The following is a 16,760-nucleotide window of genomic DNA, read 5'->3' as shown; positions in this document are numbered from 1 at the left end:
GGAGGTTCTGATGCTGCTGGTGACCGGGATGTTCGGCGACGAGATCCGGAGGGTCTGATGCGTTTGACGGTCAACGGGACGGCGATCGAGAGCGACGCCGGAACTGTGCAGGCGCTCGTTCAGACGATCACCGAGGCCCGGCGGGGAGTCGCGGTCGCGGTCAACGGCGAGGTCGTGCCCCGCTCGACGTGGGTGGAGACCGAACTGGCGGACGGCGACCGGGTCGAAGTGCTGACCGCGGCGCAGGGAGGATGACTGTGGACCTGTTCGAGAAGTCGCGGCTCATCCTCGGCACCGGCGGGGCGAACAGCCTGGCCGCGCTGGAGGAGGCGATCGCCGCGTCCGAGACCGCGCTGGTCACCGTGGCGCTGCGCCGGGTCGACGCGGCCGGGCCGGGCCTGCTGCCGATGCTCGACAGGCTCGGGGTGGCGGTGCTGCCGAACACGGCCGGTTGCTACACCGCGGGGGACGCGGTCAAGACGGCCCACCTGGCCCGCGACGCGTTCGAGACCGACCTCGTCAAGCTCGAGGTGATCGGCGACGAGCGAACCTTGCTGCCCGACGGGGTGGAGTTGCTGAAGGCGGCCGAGACGCTGGTGGCGGACGGGTTCCGGGTGTTGCCGTACACCAGCGACGACCCGATCCTGGCCCGGCGGCTGGCCGACGTGGGCTGTGCGGCGGTGATGCCGGCCGGGTCGCCGATCGGTTCCGGTCTGGGCATCTCGAACCCGCACCACATCCGGCTGATCCGGCAGAGCGTGGACGTGCCGGTGGTGCTCGACGCGGGCATCGGGACGGCCTCGGACGCGGCGCTGGCGATGGAGCTGGGCTGCGACGCCGTGCTGATCGCCAGCGCCATCACCCGGGCCGAATCGCCGGCCGCCATGGCTTCCGCGATGCGTCATGCGGTGATCGCCGGGCGGCTCGCCTTCACGGCCGGTCGGATACCGCGGCGGTTCCACGCGCTGGCGTCCACATCGGACGAGGGGATCGCGGAGTGGTGACGCCGGGCGGGCTCGTGGTGCTGACCGACCGGCGGATGGCTCGCCGGCCGCTGACCTGGGTGGTGCGGGAGGCGGTTCGCGGTGGCGCCTCGTGGGTGATTCTGCGGGAGCGGGATCTGCCGTACGGGGAAAGGTCTGCGCTGGCGGCTTCCTTGCGGGCGCTGCTGCCGGCGGGGCGGCTGATCGTGGCCGGGCCCGACCCGCTCGATGGGGACGCTGTGCATCTGGCGGCGGTGGATCCGTTGCCTTCCGGGCGGGTGACCCTGGTGGGGCGGTCTTGCCACGACTTCTCGGATATGTCGGCTGCGGACTACGTGACGTTGTCGCCGATCTATCCGACCCGCTCGAAGCCGGGGTATGGGCCGCCGCTGGGGCCCGCTGCGGCGGCTGGGGTGGCGGGGGACGTGCCGTGGCTGGCGCTCGGTGGGGTGGATTCCGCTTCGCGGGCCGCGGAGTGTGCGGCCGCTGGAGCCAGGGGGATCGCCGTGATGGGCGCGATCATGGGCGCCGCTGATCCGGCGGGCGTGGCCGCCGAGCTGATCACGGCCTTCCAAGATCGTCTGGGTGCTGTAATGCCATCCCCAGCCCCCACCCTCCCTGGGGAGAGGGATGAAAGTACACCCTGTCAAGCGGGTGGGGCGGATTATCCACAGGCTGCGGGCCGAGGCGGGGTGTGGCGGTCATGACGCCGCCGGTGGTGTTGACCATCGCGGGGTCGGACTCCGGGGGTGGGGCCGGCATCCAGGCCGATCTCAAGACGTTCGCGGCGCTGGGGGCGTACGGGACCTCGGTCCTGACCGCCGTCACCGCGCAGAACACCCTGGGCGTGACCGCGATCCATCCGATCCCGGTTGATGTGGTGGCGGCGCAGCTGGAGGCGGTGCTGGCGGATCTGCCGGTCGCCGCGGTCAAGGTCGGCATGATCGGTGACCCGGCCGTGGGCGAGTTGCTCGCGTCGTGGGCCGACCGGCTGCCCAACCTGGTCGTCGATCCGGTGCTGGTTGCCACCTCGGGGGCCCGGCTGGCCGAGACCGCCTCGGTTGCGCCGCTTCTGAAGAGCCCGTGTGTGCTGACCCCGAACAGGCAGGAGGCCGCGGCTCTCGTCGGGGAGCCGGTGGAGACCGTGCCGCAGATGGCCGCCGCGGCGCAGAAGCTGGGCGGACGAGCCGTCGTGGTGACCGGCAGCGAGCTGGCCGTTGACGTGCTGCATTTCGGCGGCGTGACCGAGACGATCGCGGGCGAGCCGGTGGCGACGGTCAACAACCACGGCTCGGGCTGCACTTTCTCGTCGGCGATCGCCGTGCGGCTGGCCCTGGGTGATCGGGTGCCGGAGGCCGTACGGGCGGCCAAGAAGTACGTGACCGCCGCGCTCGCCGGTGGGCGCGACTGGCAGCTGGGCGCCGGCCCCGGGCCGCTGAACCACTTCGCGATTTAACGAGGGCGCCGTCCACAGGGGATCAGTGCGTCCTCCGAAGGGGAGGAATGGGATATGAGGCGCAAAGTGTACGTCGAGGGGTCGAGCTCGGACATCCGGGTGCCGTTCGCGTCGGTCGAGCTGAGTGACGGCAACGACCCCGTACGGCTCTACGACACCTCCGGGCCGGGCAGCGAACCCGAGAAGGGCCTGCCGCCGCTGCGCGCGCCCTGGGTGAGCGGCCGCACCCAGCTCGCGTCGGCGCGGGCCGGCGTCGTGACGCCCGAGATGGAGTTCGTGGCGATCCGCGAGAACGTGCCGGCCGAACTGGTTCGCGCGGAGATCGCCGCCGGCCGGGCCGTGCTGCCGGCGAACCGCAACCATCCCGAGTCCGAGCCGATGATCATCGGGTCGCGGTTCCTGGTGAAGGTCAACGCGAACATCGGCACCTCGGCCGTGACGTCGTCGGTGGCCGAGGAGGTCGAGAAGCTGACCTGGGCCACGCGGTGGGGCGCCGACACGGTGATGGACCTGTCGACCGGTCCGCGCATCCACGAGACCCGCGAGGCGATCATCCGGAACTCACCGGTACCGATCGGGACCGTGCCGATCTATCAGGCGCTCGAGAAGGTCAAGGGCGACCCGGTCAAGCTGACCTGGGAGTTGTTCCGCGACACCATCATCGAGCAGGCCGAGCAGGGTGTCGACTACATGACGATCCACGCCGGGGTCCTGCTGCCGTACGTGCCACTGGCGGCCGACCGGGTGACCGGCATCGTGTCCCGCGGCGGCTCGATCATGGCGGCCTGGTGTCTCGCCCACCACGAGGAGAACTTCCTCTACACGAACTTCGACGAGATGTGCCGGATCTTCGCCGACTACGACATCACGTTCTCGCTCGGCGACGGCCTGCGCCCGGGCTCGATCGCCGACGCCAACGACGAGGCGCAGTTCGCCGAGCTGCGCACGCTGGGGGAGTTGACCCACCGCGCCTGGGAGCACGACGTGCAGGTGATGGTCGAGGGGCCGGGCCACGTGCCGATGCACAAGATCAAGGAGAACGTGGACCTGCAGGTCGAGCTGTGCGGCGGCGCACCCTTCTACACGCTCGGGCCGCTGACGACCGACATCGCTCCCGCGTACGACCACATCACGTCGGCGATCGGGGCGGCGATGATCGGGATGTTCGGCACGGCGATGCTCTGTTACGTGACGCCCAAGGAGCACCTGGGGCTGCCGGACAAGGACGACGTCAAGGCCGGGATGATCGCCTACAAGATCGCGGCGCACGCGGCCGACCTGGCCAAGGGGCACCCGGGCGCGCAGGAGTGGGACGACGCGCTGTCCAAGGCCCGGTTCGAGTTCCGCTGGGAGGACCAGTTCGAGCTCGCCCTCGACCCGGAGACCGCGCGGGCCTACCACGACGAGACGCTGCCGGCCTCGGCCGCGAAGACTGCGCACTTCTGCTCGATGTGCGGGCCCAAGTTCTGCTCGATGAAGATCAGCCACGAGCTCAAGGCGCAGGGGATGGGCCAGAAGTCGCAGGAGTTCGTCGCCTCCGGCGGCCGGGTCTATGTTCCGTTGCCCGTCGTTCCCGCGCACTCCGGTAAAGGCGAGATCACCTAGTGGCGCGGTTCCTGGAGCCATTCCAGGAAACGAACCTCTTGGCCGAACGCCAATAGGGAGTTCGATTTCCGTGAATCCGTGATCGGCTCCGATTGCGGATTCACGGGAAATGGCGGCTCCGTGCTTCCGATCCTCGTTGTGCCAGATATCGAGGACGACGGAATTAGCGGCCGAGCCCGCTCACCCAATCGGCGATCTCGCCGTCCGGATTGTCCGGCCGGGCGGGTCGCTGCTGCTGCGAGGGCGGGGTGAAACCGTCGAACGGGGGCATCGTGATCACGCCGGTGTCGGACGGTTTCAGCTCGTGCTCCGGGCGCTGGGCGGCGACCGCCGCACGGGCGGCCACGGTGGACCGGGCCGCGACGGACGCCCGTCCGGTGATGGCCTGGGCGGCGCCCGTGCCGGGCAGCGGGCCGCCGCCGGCCTGAGCGATCGCCGAGTCGGGCTGGGCGTCGCGCTGCGGCAGCGGCGGACGGTCGGCGGTGGGTTCCGGGTCGAGCGGGGAGCCGGGCTGGTCGGAAGCAGGACCGCGACGCAGCATGGCGGCGATCACCGAGCCGAACACGCCGGCGCCGGCCGCGGTCATGGCGCCGTAGTACGGCACCTCCTGGAAGCGGGTCGCGCCCGGCCCGGCGATCAGGTAGGCCACCGTGAGCAGGGCCGGACCGGGCAGGCCGGCCAGGGCGATCGCCGTCGTGGACAGTCCGCGGCGGCGGGCCGCAAGACCGATGACCAAGCCACTGAGCAGGGCGAGCACCGGCATGGTGAACAGGGCGGCCCGCTCGATGAGGCTGTCGGGCACAAAATCGGCGTCGAGCACGCCGAGGCGTACGGGGGGAAGGGTCTCACCCGAACGCAGGGAAGGCGCCACCGATGTGAGCGCGACGAGCCAGACCGCGCCGGACAGGGTCACCAGGCTCCAGTGCGACACGGAACGGCCCAGGGCGGCGTACGCGGCGAAGATGCCCCCGGCCGCGCCGATCAGGGCACACGAACCGATCACGAAGACCGCGTTGACCCCCGCGATCTCGGCGCTGCGGGCCGGCTGCATGGTCAGCGGCACGATCGCCGCCGCGCCCACACCGGCCGCGATCGCGCCGATCATCCGGGTGCCAGCGCCCGCCGTCAGGGGCAGCCGGGTCCGGCCGGCCAGCCCACCGGCGGCTGCCGCGGTGAGCGCGAACCACGCGACCCAGCCCAGCTGAGCGGTCCATTGATCACGGGCGGTAGCGTCCACGACACGGGTGAAGTTGAGGATGCCCAGCCCGTAGGCGAGCCCCAGCTGACCGGCGCCGACCAGCGCCGCGGCGCCGAACGCGGCCCCCAACAACTTCACCCAGGTCCGAAAAGCCATGCCCGGCACGTTACGGTTCCCTCGCCTGCGCGCTCAACAGCGGGACTCGATTCTTAAAATCCCGCTTAGTTATTTGTACGGAGAGTGACAGCTTAGGCCATCAGAAGATCATGGAGTAGGCCACTGCAGCGGGCCACCTCGTCGGAGTGCGCCGTACGCCCCAGCGTGCGCGGACGCGGGATCCGGACGTCGACGATCTCGCGGACCCGGCCCGGCCGCGGGCTGAGCACCACGACCCGGTCGGCGAGCAGCACCGCCTCGTCGATCGAATGGGTGACGAAGACCGTGGTCGCTCTTTGCTCCATGTGAATGCGCTGCAGCTCGCCGGAGAGCTCCTCGCGGATCAGCGGGTCGAGCGCCGAGAACGGCTCGTCCATGAGCATGACCTGCGGCTTCGCGATCAACGCCCGGCAGAGCGCAACCCGCTGCTGCATGCCACCGGAGAGCTCGTGCGGCAGCCTCTTCTCGAAGCCGTTCAGCCCGGTCATGACCAGCAGCTCCTGGGCGCGCTCGCGGTAGTCCGACTTGCGCTTGCCGAAGAACTGCACCGGCAGCAGCACGTTGTCGAGCACCGAGCGCCAGGGCAGCAGGGCCGGCCGCTGGAACATCATCGACACGTCGCGGCGCGGCTTGGCCACCGCGGCGCCACCCACCTCGATGACGCCCCCTGTCGGCGGGAGCAGCCCGGCGATCATCCGCAGCAGCGTCGACTTGCCGCAGCCCGAGCGGCCCACCACGGCCACGAACTCGCCGTCGGCGACCTGCAGGCTGACCTCGTGCAACGCCTCGACCGTGCCCGAACGGCCGGTGAAGGTCCGGGAGACCCGATCGATCTTGATCATGAGGAGAGTCGCCACCGGCCGCTGCGCGCCACCAGCAGGGTGAGCGCCTGCGGCATCAGGCCCGAGTGGTTGTCGGGGGTCATGCGGATCGGGCCGGACAGGCCGTCGACCTGCGACGTCTCGATGATCTCGCGGATCCGCGGGCGGTCCGTGCCGACCCGCGCCACCGCTTCGGCGATCAGGTCGGCGGCGTCCGCGGCGAACGAGGCCACGCCCGAGTAGCTGCCGTACCGGGAGGTGTAGTCCCGGAACCACTGCTTGCGCGACGACTTGGCCGGGGTGGTCGCGATCACGTCGTCGATCGCCAGGATCTGGGTGAACACCATGGTGGCGTTGTTGGTGGCGGCGGCCGCCTCCTGGGCGATGAACAGGTCGCCCGCGGCCGCGGCGTCGAAGTAGATCTTCTTGCCGAAGCCCGCGTTGCGCGCGTCCTGGGCGGCCAGCAGCGACAGCTCGGGCGGCGCGAGCACGATCAGGGCGTCCGGCTCGGCGTCGGTCAGCGTGCCGACGGACTGCGCGATGTCGGACGCGCCCGGGTTGACCGCGCGGGCCGCCTTCACGTTGATGTTCAGGTTGCGCAGCGCGTCGTTGAGCGCGGTGTTGGCGCCCTTGCCGTAGAGGTCGGCCGTGTAGAGCACCGAGATCGAACGGGTGCGCGCCCGCACCAGCTCCGCCACCAGCGCCGCGGTGCTGTCGGCGGCGTTCGGGCCGAGCTTGAAGACGTACTGCCGGTCGGCGACGGGCGACGAGACCTCGTCCGACGCGGCCAGCGCGATGGTCGGGACGGCCTTGTCGTTGATCGTCTTCGCCGCCTGGACCACGCACTGGTCGCACGAGCCGGTGACCACCGCGGCCACGGCCGGGTCGTCGGCGAACGAGGTGATGTTGCGCAGCGACGACGCCGGGTCGTTCCGGTTGTCCTTCGTCACCAGCCGCAGCTCGCGGTTGCCGAGCCGGCCCGAGGCGTTGATCTGGTCGACCCGCAACTGCAGGGCCCGGGCGTACGCGGTGTCGACCGACGAGTTGTTGAGGTCGGCCGCGATGACCACGACTTCGGCGCCCGAGGGGGCGTCGTCGTCGGAGGTGCATCCGGCCGCGCCGGCGAGGAGCATCGATGCCACGGCCGTGGCCGCGGTGATGCGGGGGTGCCGCACTGCGGTGCCTCCTATGGGGGGCGGGAAGGCTGGGGTGCCCGCAGCATCGTGGTCCGCCGCCGGGCGCTCCGACACGGACAATGTGTCCGTTCGATCGCGCCAAACCTTGCCAACGTGAAGCCCCCTGGTCAAGCGGGTCGTCATCGATGGATCGGGACGGTTGTCCCATATATTGGTTGGAATCTTGGGGGTTTCGAGTGACTGCGTGGTTACCGGATGTGTCGGTCGACATATTCGCGCACGTCAAAGCGCATTCTTTGTCGAAAGTGGAACTGCCAGGAATCCTTGCACCCGGACACGCAGTTCGTTTCCGGGTGTTTCCAGACTTCCCAAAGCGATGTCCGTTCTGATGAAATTCCCGGGCCGCGCGAGGTTCTGCGGGCGAAGAGCCACGGGGACGACCACGGAGGAGAAGTCGTGAGCACCGGATCTTCGACCCAGGTGACGCGCCGTGGTGTCTTTCCCCGACTGCGAGACGCCCGGATCCGCGCCAAACTGGGTCTCATTCTGGTGGTTCCGCTGGTCGCGGTCATCGCCCTGGCGACCACGCGTCTGGTCGACGTCGGACAGCGCGCTGCCGACGCCGGGCAAGTGGAGGAACTGACCAAACTGGAGACCGACGTCTCCGCCCTCACCCAGCTGCTGCACATCGAGCGGATGGCCGCCGCCGCCTTCCTGGGCAACCGGGTGAGCGACGAGCGCACCCAGGCCTATCGGGCCGCCGTCCGGGCGAGCGACGCGCAGATCCAGGTCTACCGAGCCCACCGCAACGACATCGGCGAGCCGCCGGCCACCGTGAAGGCCCGGCTCGTACGCATCGACGACCACCTGAACACGATGGACGCCACCAGGTCGGCGGTCGGCGACCGCAACGGCATCGCCGTCGCCGAGGCCGTCTCCCGCTACACCGTCGTGATCACCGACCTGGTCTCGTACGGCGAGGCCGTCAGCCAGTTCGCCGGTGACGGCGACATCGCCGACCGCCTGCGGGCGATCGCCGCGTTCGCCCGGGCCAAGGCCGGCACCGCCGATCAGGAAGCCGTCTCGTACGCCGCCGTGGTCACCCGCGACCTCAGCGCCGAGCAACGCGTCACCTTCATCGCCACCCAGACCGCCCAGCAGGAGGCGTTGCTCGCCTTCTCGCTGGTGGCCAGCCCCGAGCAAACCACCCTGGTCGACAACGTCGTCTCCGGCGACGCGGTCAACCTGGTCGACGGCGTGTCGGCACAGCTCAGCCGGGCCGGCAACGGCGGGGTGACCGACCCCGACGAGGTCACCCGCACCTTCGGGTCCGTGGTCGACCTGATGCGCTGGGCCGAACAGGAACTCGAGTCCGACGTGGTCGATCTGGCCTCGTCCGAACGCGACGCCGTCGTGCGCCAGACCGCGATCGAGGCCGCGCTGGTCCTGCTCGTGCTGATCGTCGCCATCGCGCTGGCCGTCATCCTGGCCCGCTCGCTCAACATGTCGCTGCGCCGGCTGCGTGAGGGCGCCCTGGCGGTGGCCAACCGCGACCTGCCCGACGCCGTGGCCATGCTGCGCGACGCCCGCAACCTCGGTGAGGGCGGTGCCGACGAGCTGGTCCGGCAGGTCCGTGACCCGATCCAGCTGCCCAACCGGGACGAGGTCGGCCAGGTCGCCCAGGCGTTCAACGTGGTCCACCGCGAGGCGGTCCGCATCGCCGCCGAGCAGGCCGCCCTGCGCACCAGCGTGTCGACGATGTTCCTCAACCTGGCCCGCCGCAGTCAGTCGCTGGTCGACCGGATGATCGGCGAGCTCGACCAGATCGAGCGCACCGAGGAGGACCCGAAGCGCCTGGCCCAGCTGTTCGAGCTCGACCACCTCGCCACCCGGATGCGCCGCAACGACGAGAACCTGCTCGTGCTGGCCGGCGCCGACTCCAGCGCCCCCCGCCGCGAGGACGCGCTGCTGGTCGACGCGCTGCGCGCCGCACAGTCCGAGGTGGAGCTCTACAACCGCATCGAGTTCGGCACCGTCGACACCGACATCTCGATCGCCGCGCTCGCCGTCAACGACGTGGTGCGCCTGGTCGCCGAGCTGCTCGACAACGCCACCCGCTTCTCGCCGCCGACGACGATCGTGGTCGCCGACGGCCGGCGGATCCGCGACTACGTCGTGATCCAGGTGGAGGACCGCGGCCTCGGCATGTCCGAGGAGCAGATGGACCAGCTCAACCGCCGGCTGGCCGAGCCGCCGAACGTCGACGTGGCCGCGTTCCGCCTGATGGGTCTGGCCGTGGTCGGCCGTCTCGCCTCCCGCTACGGCATCCGCGTCGAGCTGCGGGCGAACCTCGAAGGCGGCACGGTCGCCCAGGTCACGCTGCCGAGCAGCATCGTCGTGCTGCCGAGCCGCCGCCTCGACGCGCCGGTCCGGCCGCAGGAACTGGGCACCGCCCCGTACGGGAGTGATGGCTGGGACGCGCGGTCCTCCCGCGCGGCCACGGCGACGCTGCCGACGATCTCGTCCGCGCCCGAGCCGGCGTGGCGCGAACCGACCCCGCCGCCGCCCGCGGCACACCCGCAGCTGCCGATGTTCCCGTCGCAGCGGCCACCGTCCGATCCGGACACCCAGCCCACGCCGAACCGGCCACCGCTGCCGACCCGGGTCACCAAGACGATCGACGCGACCAACTCGTCGACCACGATGAACGGGTTCGCGGCGGCCACCCCGGCGTCGCCCGCCTCCGCGCAGCCGGTCTCCGCGCAGCCCGCCTCCGCGCCGCCCGCCCCCACCGGCAACGGCTGGGGCGCCGCCCTGGCCGCGATGCCGCCACCGCCCCCGCCGCCGGTGGCCCCGTCGGCCGAGGACCGCAGCGACGCGCCGATCTTCGTGCAGATGCAGCAGAGCTGGTTCCGCAACCACGAGAACACGAGCGAGGAGTGGGGCATGCCGACCGCCGGTTACGCCCCGCCGCCCAACGGTTCCCCCGCGAAGCCGGCTGCGGCCGCGCAGGCCTCACCGGCTCCCGCTCCCGCGCCCGCCAAGGCGGCGCCCGCACCGGTGGCCGCACCGCCACCCCCGACGCCGTCCGCCGCGTCGAAAGGGCACAATGGACCGTCGGTTCCGAAGCCCCGCGCTGCGGCCGAGGACAGGTGGAAGACGTCGGCCGACGAGGGGTGGCAGAAGGCGATGGCAGCGGCCGAGCCGGTTGACGCCGGCACGACACGGTCGGGCCTGCCCAAGCGTGTTCCCCAAGCGCAGCTCGTGCCCGGAGGCGTGCAGCCCGGGCCCAAAAACCAAAACCGTCGCAGCCCCGATGAGGTCCGCGGACTGCTTTCCGCGTATCACCGTGGAGTGCAACGCGGGCGGACGGACGGCACCGCCGAGTCCGCCGCCTCCCAGGCTAAGGAGAACCAACCGTGACCAGGCCCCCCACCATGCAGGACATGGGCTGGCTGCTCAACAACTTCGCCAACAGCGTCGCCGGCATCGCGCACGTCGTGGCGGTGTCCGCGGACGGCCTGCTGCTCGCCGCGTCGCGAGACCTGCCGACCGACCGGGCCGACCAGCTCGCGGCCATCACGTCCGGTGTGGTCAGCCTGACCGACGGCGCGTCCCGCATGTTCAACGCGGGCGAGGTCCAGCAGACGATCATCGAGATGGACTCCGGGTACCTGTTCCTCATGACCATCAGCGACGGGTCCTCGATGGCCGTGCTGGCCGCGCGCAGCTGCGACGTGGGCCAGGTCGGTTACGAGATGGCGCTGCTGGTGGAACGGGTCGGCGCGTCGCTGTCGCCCGCACCCCGGGAAACTGTCAATCACTAGTCGCCGGTTCGACGGAAGGGGGTGATCGCGATGGGCCAGCCGCAGGATCCGAGAGGCAACCTGGTGCGTCCCTACGCGGTCACCCGTGGACGCACCGAGCCGCGCCGAGACATCCCGATCGAGGCAGTCCTGGTCGCCAGCCAGGCCGGTCTGCAAGAGGCCCGGTTCGCCGGGCATGACAAGTACCGCATCGCCGTGCTGTGCGAGGCGAAGGCGCAATCGCTGGCCGAGCTCGCAGCGCTTTCCCGGCTACCGCTGGGTGTGGCGCGGGTCCTGGTCGCCGACATGGTGGCCGACGGACTGCTCTCGTTGCACAGCGCCGCTCCCAAGACTGGGTTCTCGGAGCGGATGAACCTGCTGGAAAGGGTGTTGAGTGGACTTCGCAAGCTCTGAGCGGGCGGGGGCGCAACCCAAAGAGATCACCTCCGCCAAGATCGTCGTCGCCGGCGGTTTCGGCGTGGGCAAGACGACGCTGGTCGGGGCGGTCTCCGAGATCGAGCCGCTGACGACCGAGGCCGTCATGACCTCGGCCGGTCAAGGGGTCGACGACGCCTCCAAGGTGCCCGGCAAGGGGACCACCACGGTGGCGATGGACTTCGGCCGCATCACGATGGCCGACGACCTGATCCTCTACCTTTTCGGCACCCCCGGACAAACTCGTTTCTGGTTCATGTGGGACGAGCTCATCCGCGGCGCGGTCGGCGCGGCAGTGCTCGTCGACACCCGCCGGATAGCCGACGCGTTCGCCCCCCTCGACTACTTCGAGAACCGCCACCTGCCGTACCTGGTGGCGCTGAACTGCTTCGACGGCGCTCCGCGTTACGAGCCGGACGAGGTGCGGGAAGCGCTCGCCATTCCGCCGCACGTGCCGCTGGTCATGTGTGACGCCCGCCACCGCGAATCGGTCAAGCAGGTGCTGGTGGCGGTCGTCGAACACGCCATGGCGACACTGGTGGCGGAGCAGTCAGGCGGCTACCCGGCAACGGTTGGATAAGTCAAAGGCAGATGTCGTATCGGGGCGGTGGGTGACCGCGGATCCCGAAACTTCAAAACCAGATGTCGTAGCGGGGTGGTGGGTTCAGACCGTCGCTCCCGCCGAGGGCCCGGGTGGGCTGAGCAGGGCGCCGGCGCGCCCAGAACGCTCAACCCACCCGGGCGACGTGCGTAAGTGGTTGCGCCCAAAACCGGGAGTGCCCGGTCACGCGAGAGGCGCGGCTGCGGCCTTGAGTTGCAGGGAGGCCGCGAGGAGCCCCCGGGACGGGGCTGGTGCGGTTGTTCGAGGCGACGAGGCGTACGTCTTCTTCGGTTTCAGACGGGTAAGCGGTAGCCACGTTTGACGACGGTTTGGATGACGCCGGGGGCGCTGAGGCCGGCTCGGAGGCGGGCCACGGCCATTTCTACGGCGTGTTCGTCGGCGCCTCGGGGGAGGGCGTGCAGCAAGGCCGCCCGGGAGAGGACGCGGCCGGGGGTGGCAGCCAGCGCGCGCAGCACGGCCATCGGGGCGGGGGCCAGGGGACGAAGCTCGCCGTCGACTATGGCGGCGTGGCCGCGCAGGGTCAGCGAGTGGCCGGCCACCTCGAGAGAGACGGCTCGTTTGGGGAGTTCGTCGACGATCGTGCGGACCAGCGCGCTCAACCGGGCGCGGGACGGCGCGACCACCGGAACATTGTGGCGGCGCAGCGGGGCGGCTGTGACGGGGCCGACGCAGGCCGCCAGCACGTCGCCGCGCAGGGCCTCCAGGACGGCGTCGGAGCTGGGGCCGGCGGCCCGCAGCAGCGCCTGAACGGCGGGGGCGGCGGTGAACGTGACCGCGTCGACCAGGCGCGCGGTGATCAGGTCGACCAGCCGGTGCAGGGGGGCCGGGTCGGTCGGCGGGGCCCAGCGATAGACCGGGACCTCTATCACCCGGGCGCCCGCCCGCTCCAGGGCCTCGGTGTATTCGGGCTGGCTCTCGCCGTGCAGCTGCACCGCCACGGTCAGGCCGGCTATCCCGCGGGCCTTGAGGTGGTCGACCACCTCGTCGTAGCTTTCGCCCTCGGGGGACCACTGGTCGTGCAGCCCGGCCGAGCGGACAGCGGCGCGCGCCTTGGGCCCCCGGGCGACCAGATAGGCCTGGGACAGCACCGCGCGCAGCGGCTCGGCCAGCCCCCACCCCTCGGCCGCCTCGAGCCAGCCGCGCATGCCGATGCCGGTGTTGACCAGCACGATGTCGGGTGGGGTGTCGAGGCAGGCCCGGGTTGCCGCCCGCAGCTCGGCATCGTCGGCGATCGGGACTATCCGCAGCGCCGGGGCCAGCACCACCCGGGCGCCCCGGCTCTCCAGCAGGGTGGCCAGCTCGTCGCGGCGACGGTCGGCGGTCACCCCGATCGTGTAACCGGACAGCGAAGCGGCCGGCTCGGCCAGTGCGGCCGCCGTGATCACCGTCCGGCGCGTTCCCCCCGTGCGGTCGGTCATATCGGTATTTCGAGAAGTCGCGGCGCGGCCGAACGGTCCACCGAAGGGCACGCTCGGAGTCCGCCGTCCTCAGCGTCGACCCGCTCCCATGTCACGCCTGCGTTCTCCGCCGTACCTCCGCCCGGCGCGCGCCACGACTCCTCCTCGCCGAACCAGGAAGCCGGTCCAGCGGTCACCGTCAGGTCCGTCCTCAACCCTGACGGTGGCTTCTCAATAGTGCGTTGTCCCCGCACGTGCGGGCCACGCCGGGCCCGCGTCGTCGAGGTGTCAGCACCATTGCTCATATCGGAAGCGTGCCGTCGGGGAATTTCGCCCTCGCGTCCCGTTTGTTTCGAGCCTGCTAAGAGGCATCGAGCTGTGACCTTCGCTACGGGCGGTGGTGACCTTGGATCCCGCTGCCGGGCGCGTCGGAGGGCCGGGTATGCTGGTCGAGGTTATGTTTGGAGGTCGCGTCAGTTCCTACGACGGGGCCACCGATCGTGTCGCTCCACGCACGTTTTGACCACGCGCCGCGCAGCCGGGTATTGTTGCCTGCTGTTGTGCGACAGCTGCGAGCCCGCCCTCCGGGTAGGCTTGATGTTCGCGTTCACCGCGACCAGCGCGCGACCCCAGACCGACGACAAGACAAGGTAATTCTGTGCGTACGTACAGCCCGAAGCCGGGTGAGATCGAGCGTCAGTGGCACATTATCGACGCTTCCGACGTCGTTCTGGGCCGCCTGGCCACCCACACCGCGAACCTTCTGCGCGGTAAGCACAAGCCGACCTTCGCCCCGCACGTCGACACCGGCGACTTCGTGGTGATCATCAACGCCGGCAAGGTCGCCCTGACCGGCAACAAGCGGCAGACCAAGGTCGCTTACCGCCACTCGGGCTACCCGGGCGGTCTGAAGCAGGTCGGCTACGAGGAGCTGCTGAGCAAGCGCCCCGAGAAGGCGATCGAGCTGGCCGTCAAGGGCATGCTCCCGCACAACAAGCTCGCGCGGCAGATCATCAAGAAGCTGAAGGTCTACCCGGGCGCCGAGCACCCGCACGCGGCCCAGCAGCCCCAGCCGTTCGAAATCACCCAGATCGCGCAGTGAGCGCGGGAGAAGGCAGCAGCATGTCCGACATCATCGAGCCCGAGGTCGTCGAGACCGTCGAGGAGCCCGCTGAGACGGTCGTCGTCGTCGAGACGCCCGCGCCGGCCCCGGTCCGCGCCCCGCGTCCCGGTGACCGTCCGATCCAGACCGTCGGCCGCCGCAAGGAGGCCATCGTCCGAGTGCGTCTCGTGCCCGGCAGCGGCAAGATCGTTTGCAACGGCCGTGACCTCGAGGCCTACTTCCCCAGCAAGGTGCACCAGCAGCTCATCCGTGAGCCGCTCGTCACGGCTGAGAAGGAAGAGCAGTTCGACGTGATCGCGAACCTGCGCGGCGGCGGCATCACCGGCCAGGCCGGTGCGCTGCGCCTCGGCATCGCGCGGGCGCTCATCACGAACGAGCCCGACGACCGCCCCGCTCTTAAGAAGGCCGGCTTCCTCACCCGGGACGCCCGCGTCAAGGAGAGCAAGAAGTACGGCCTCAAGAAGGCCCGTAAGGCTCCGCAGTACTCGAAGCGCTGATTTTGCGCCGAGTCTGACAACGGCCGGGTTGTGCCCCTGGGTTTCCCTGGGGGCCGGCCCGGCCGTTTGCGTTCCCTCCCCTTTTACGACGCACCGCAAAGGAAACCGCCATGGGGCGACTGTTCGGCACCGACGGCGTACGGGGGCTCGCGAACGGCGAGCTGCTCACCCCGGAACTGGCCCTCAAAGTGGCGGTCGCGGCCGCACGCGTCCTGGTCGAGAGCGACAGCAGCCACCAGCCGCTGGCCATCGTCGGCCGTGACCCGCGGGCCAGCGGCGAGATGCTGGAGGCGGCCGTCGTCGCCGGCCTGACCAGCGCGGGCGCCAACGTCGTACGGGTCGGGGTGCTGCCGACGCCCGCGGTGGCCTTCCTGGTCGGGCAGACCAACGCCGACCTCGGCGTGATGCTGTCGGCGTCACACAACCCGATGCCCGACAACGGGATCAAGCTCTTCGCCGCCGGGGGCACCAAGCTTCCCGACGAGCTGGAGGAGCGCATCGAGCAGGCCATCGAGGACGGCCACGGGCTGGTCGGCCGCCCCACCGGCGCCGGCATCGGCCGGGTGCACGACCTCCTCGACGGCGCCGAGCACTACGTGAAGCACCTGGTCGGCTCCACCCCGCACAGCCTGGCCGGCATCAAGGTCGTGGTCGACTGCGCGAACGGCGCGGCCAGCGAGGTCGGCCCGGTGGCGTACGAGGAGGCCGGCGCCGAGGTCATCGCGATCCACGCCGACCCGGACGGGCTGAACATCAACGACGGATGCGGCTCGACCCACCTCGACAAGGTGCGCGACGCCGTGCTGGCCGAGGGGGCCGACCTGGGGCTGGCCCACGACGGCGACGCCGACCGCTGCCTCGCGGTGACCGCCTCCGGTGACGTGGTGGACGGCGACCAGATCATGGCGATCCTGGCCCTGGCCATGCGCGACGCGGGCACGCTGACCGACAACACGCTGGTCGCGACCGTGATGAGCAACCTCGGGCTGCGCATCGCCATGAAGCAGTCCGGGATCAAGCTGCTCGAGACCAAGGTGGGCGACCGCTACGTGCTCGAGGAGCTCAACGCGGGCGGGCTGGCGCTGGGCGGCGAGCAGAGCGGGCACATCGTGATGCCGGCCTACGCGACCACCGGCGACGGCGTGCTGACCGGCCTGCACCTGATGGCGCAGCTGGCCGCGTCCGGCAAGTCGCTGGCCGACCTGGCGTCGGTCGTGCACCCGCTGCCCCAGGTTTTGATCAACGTACGCGTCGGCGACCGGGACGCGGGTGCGGCGGCTCCCGCCGTGCAGGCCGCGGTGGCGCTGGCCGAGAACGAGCTGGGCGAGACCGGCCGGGTGCTGCTGCGTCCCTCGGGCACGGAGCCGCTCGTCCGGGTGATGGTCGAGGCGGCCACCGAGGAGCAGGCCCGTACGGTCGCCGAGCGGATCGCCGACGAGGTGCGCTCCGCCTCTCCCGCCTAGTTCCTCAGCCGTATTTGAGGGACTTGTCCGCTTCGTCGGTCTCTTTCAGCGGCCCAGCTTCG

General features: G+C 70.6%; 16 protein-coding genes. 12 read left to right on the top strand and 4 right to left on the bottom strand.

Annotated elements, in window-relative coordinates; translation table 11 throughout:
• Positions 1–57: 57 nt before the first annotated feature.
• The 5 genes from thiS to thiC are packed head-to-tail and all read left to right on the top strand — an operon-like array spanning position 58 to position 4,044.
• The gene (gene thiS, locus C8E87_RS12135; protein ID WP_133873202.1) at positions 58–255 is read left to right on the top strand and encodes a sulfur carrier protein ThiS; all 198 of its coding nucleotides are present in this window, start codon (positions 58–60) and stop codon (positions 253–255) included.
• On the top strand, positions 252–1,004 hold the full coding sequence (locus C8E87_RS12130; RefSeq protein ID WP_133873201.1) for a thiazole synthase: 753 nt from the start codon (positions 252–254) through the stop codon (positions 1,002–1,004). Before thiS ends, C8E87_RS12130 begins: the two co-directional genes overlap by 4 nt.
• On the top strand, positions 998–1,690 hold the full coding sequence (locus tag C8E87_RS12125; RefSeq protein ID WP_133873200.1) for a thiamine phosphate synthase: 693 nt from the start codon (positions 998–1,000) through the stop codon (positions 1,688–1,690). Before C8E87_RS12130 ends, C8E87_RS12125 begins: the two co-directional genes overlap by 7 nt.
• Positions 1,687–2,439 carry a bifunctional hydroxymethylpyrimidine kinase/phosphomethylpyrimidine kinase gene (gene thiD, locus C8E87_RS12120; RefSeq protein ID WP_133873199.1) on the top strand — a complete coding sequence of 251 codons (753 nt, stop codon included), beginning with the start codon at positions 1,687–1,689 and terminating at the stop codon, positions 2,437–2,439. The genes C8E87_RS12125 and thiD overlap by 4 nt, the downstream gene beginning before the upstream one ends.
• A gap of 54 nt (positions 2,440–2,493) precedes the next feature.
• The gene (gene thiC / locus C8E87_RS12115; RefSeq protein ID WP_133873198.1) at positions 2,494–4,044 is read left to right on the top strand and encodes a phosphomethylpyrimidine synthase ThiC; all 1,551 of its coding nucleotides are present in this window, start codon (positions 2,494–2,496) and stop codon (positions 4,042–4,044) included.
• A 163-nt stretch (positions 4,045–4,207) separates the two neighbouring features.
• On the opposite strand, the gene C8E87_RS12110 is transcribed toward thiC, so the two are convergent.
• The 3 genes from C8E87_RS12110 to C8E87_RS12100 form a co-directional block, all read right to left on the bottom strand.
• Positions 4,208–5,398 (bottom strand): hypothetical protein, encoded by a 1,191-nt coding sequence (locus C8E87_RS12110; protein WP_133873197.1) that lies wholly within the window; start codon positions 5,396–5,398, stop codon positions 4,208–4,210.
• Between the two features lie 92 nt (positions 5,399–5,490).
• Positions 5,491–6,240: an ABC transporter ATP-binding protein gene (locus C8E87_RS12105; protein WP_133873196.1), complete on the bottom strand. Its 750-nt coding sequence runs from the start codon at positions 6,238–6,240 to the stop codon at positions 5,491–5,493.
• Positions 6,237–7,352, bottom strand: a complete 1,116-nt coding sequence (locus tag C8E87_RS12100; protein WP_133876777.1) for an ABC transporter substrate-binding protein — start codon at positions 7,350–7,352, stop codon at positions 6,237–6,239. The genes C8E87_RS12105 and C8E87_RS12100 overlap by 4 nt, the downstream gene beginning before the upstream one ends.
• A 459-nt stretch (positions 7,353–7,811) precedes the next feature.
• On the opposite strand from C8E87_RS12100, the gene C8E87_RS12095 reads away from it, so the two are divergent.
• From C8E87_RS12095 to C8E87_RS12080, 4 genes are read left to right on the top strand one after another with little or no spacing between them, the layout of a single operon-like run.
• A complete protein-coding gene (locus C8E87_RS12095; RefSeq protein ID WP_133873195.1) occupies positions 7,812–10,778 on the top strand; it encodes a sensor histidine kinase in 2,967 nt (988 codons plus the stop codon).
• Complete coding sequence (locus C8E87_RS12090; protein ID WP_133873194.1) at positions 10,775–11,182, top strand: roadblock/LC7 domain-containing protein; 408 nt, start codon at positions 10,775–10,777, stop codon at positions 11,180–11,182. Before C8E87_RS12095 ends, C8E87_RS12090 begins: the two co-directional genes overlap by 4 nt.
• A gap of 30 nt (positions 11,183–11,212) precedes the next feature.
• Positions 11,213–11,575, top strand: coding sequence for a DUF742 domain-containing protein (locus C8E87_RS12085; RefSeq protein WP_133873193.1), 363 nt, complete (start codon positions 11,213–11,215; stop codon positions 11,573–11,575).
• Positions 11,556–12,176: a GTP-binding protein gene (locus C8E87_RS12080; RefSeq protein WP_133873192.1), complete on the top strand. Its 621-nt coding sequence runs from the start codon at positions 11,556–11,558 to the stop codon at positions 12,174–12,176. The genes C8E87_RS12085 and C8E87_RS12080 overlap by 20 nt, the downstream gene beginning before the upstream one ends.
• 314 nt (positions 12,177–12,490) lie before the next feature.
• Here C8E87_RS12080 and C8E87_RS12075 read toward each other — a convergent pair whose 3' ends face one another.
• A complete protein-coding gene (locus C8E87_RS12075; protein ID WP_133873191.1) occupies positions 12,491–13,636 on the bottom strand; it encodes a uroporphyrinogen-III synthase in 1,146 nt (381 codons plus the stop codon).
• Positions 13,637–14,273: 637 nt separating this feature from the next.
• Between C8E87_RS12075 and rplM the strand changes: the two genes are divergently transcribed.
• The 3 genes from rplM to glmM all read left to right on the top strand — a co-directional run bounded on the left by rplM (position 14,274) and on the right by glmM (position 16,698).
• Positions 14,274–14,717 (top strand): 50S ribosomal protein L13, encoded by a 444-nt coding sequence (rplM, locus tag C8E87_RS12070; RefSeq protein ID WP_133873190.1) that lies wholly within the window; start codon positions 14,274–14,276, stop codon positions 14,715–14,717.
• A gap of 20 nt (positions 14,718–14,737) precedes the next feature.
• On the top strand, positions 14,738–15,235 hold the full coding sequence (gene rpsI / locus C8E87_RS12065) for a 30S ribosomal protein S9 (protein WP_133873189.1): 498 nt from the start codon (positions 14,738–14,740) through the stop codon (positions 15,233–15,235).
• 110 nt (positions 15,236–15,345) lie between these two features.
• The gene (gene glmM / locus C8E87_RS12060) at positions 15,346–16,698 is read left to right on the top strand and encodes a phosphoglucosamine mutase (RefSeq protein ID WP_133873188.1); all 1,353 of its coding nucleotides are present in this window, start codon (positions 15,346–15,348) and stop codon (positions 16,696–16,698) included.
• The last annotated feature ends 62 nt before the right edge of the window (positions 16,699–16,760 follow it).

It is taken from the genome of Paractinoplanes brasiliensis (genome assembly GCF_004362215.1).
Lineage (GTDB): Bacteria > Actinomycetota > Actinomycetes > Mycobacteriales > Micromonosporaceae > Actinoplanes > Actinoplanes brasiliensis.
This window is presented reverse-complemented; position numbering and strand designations above follow the sequence as displayed.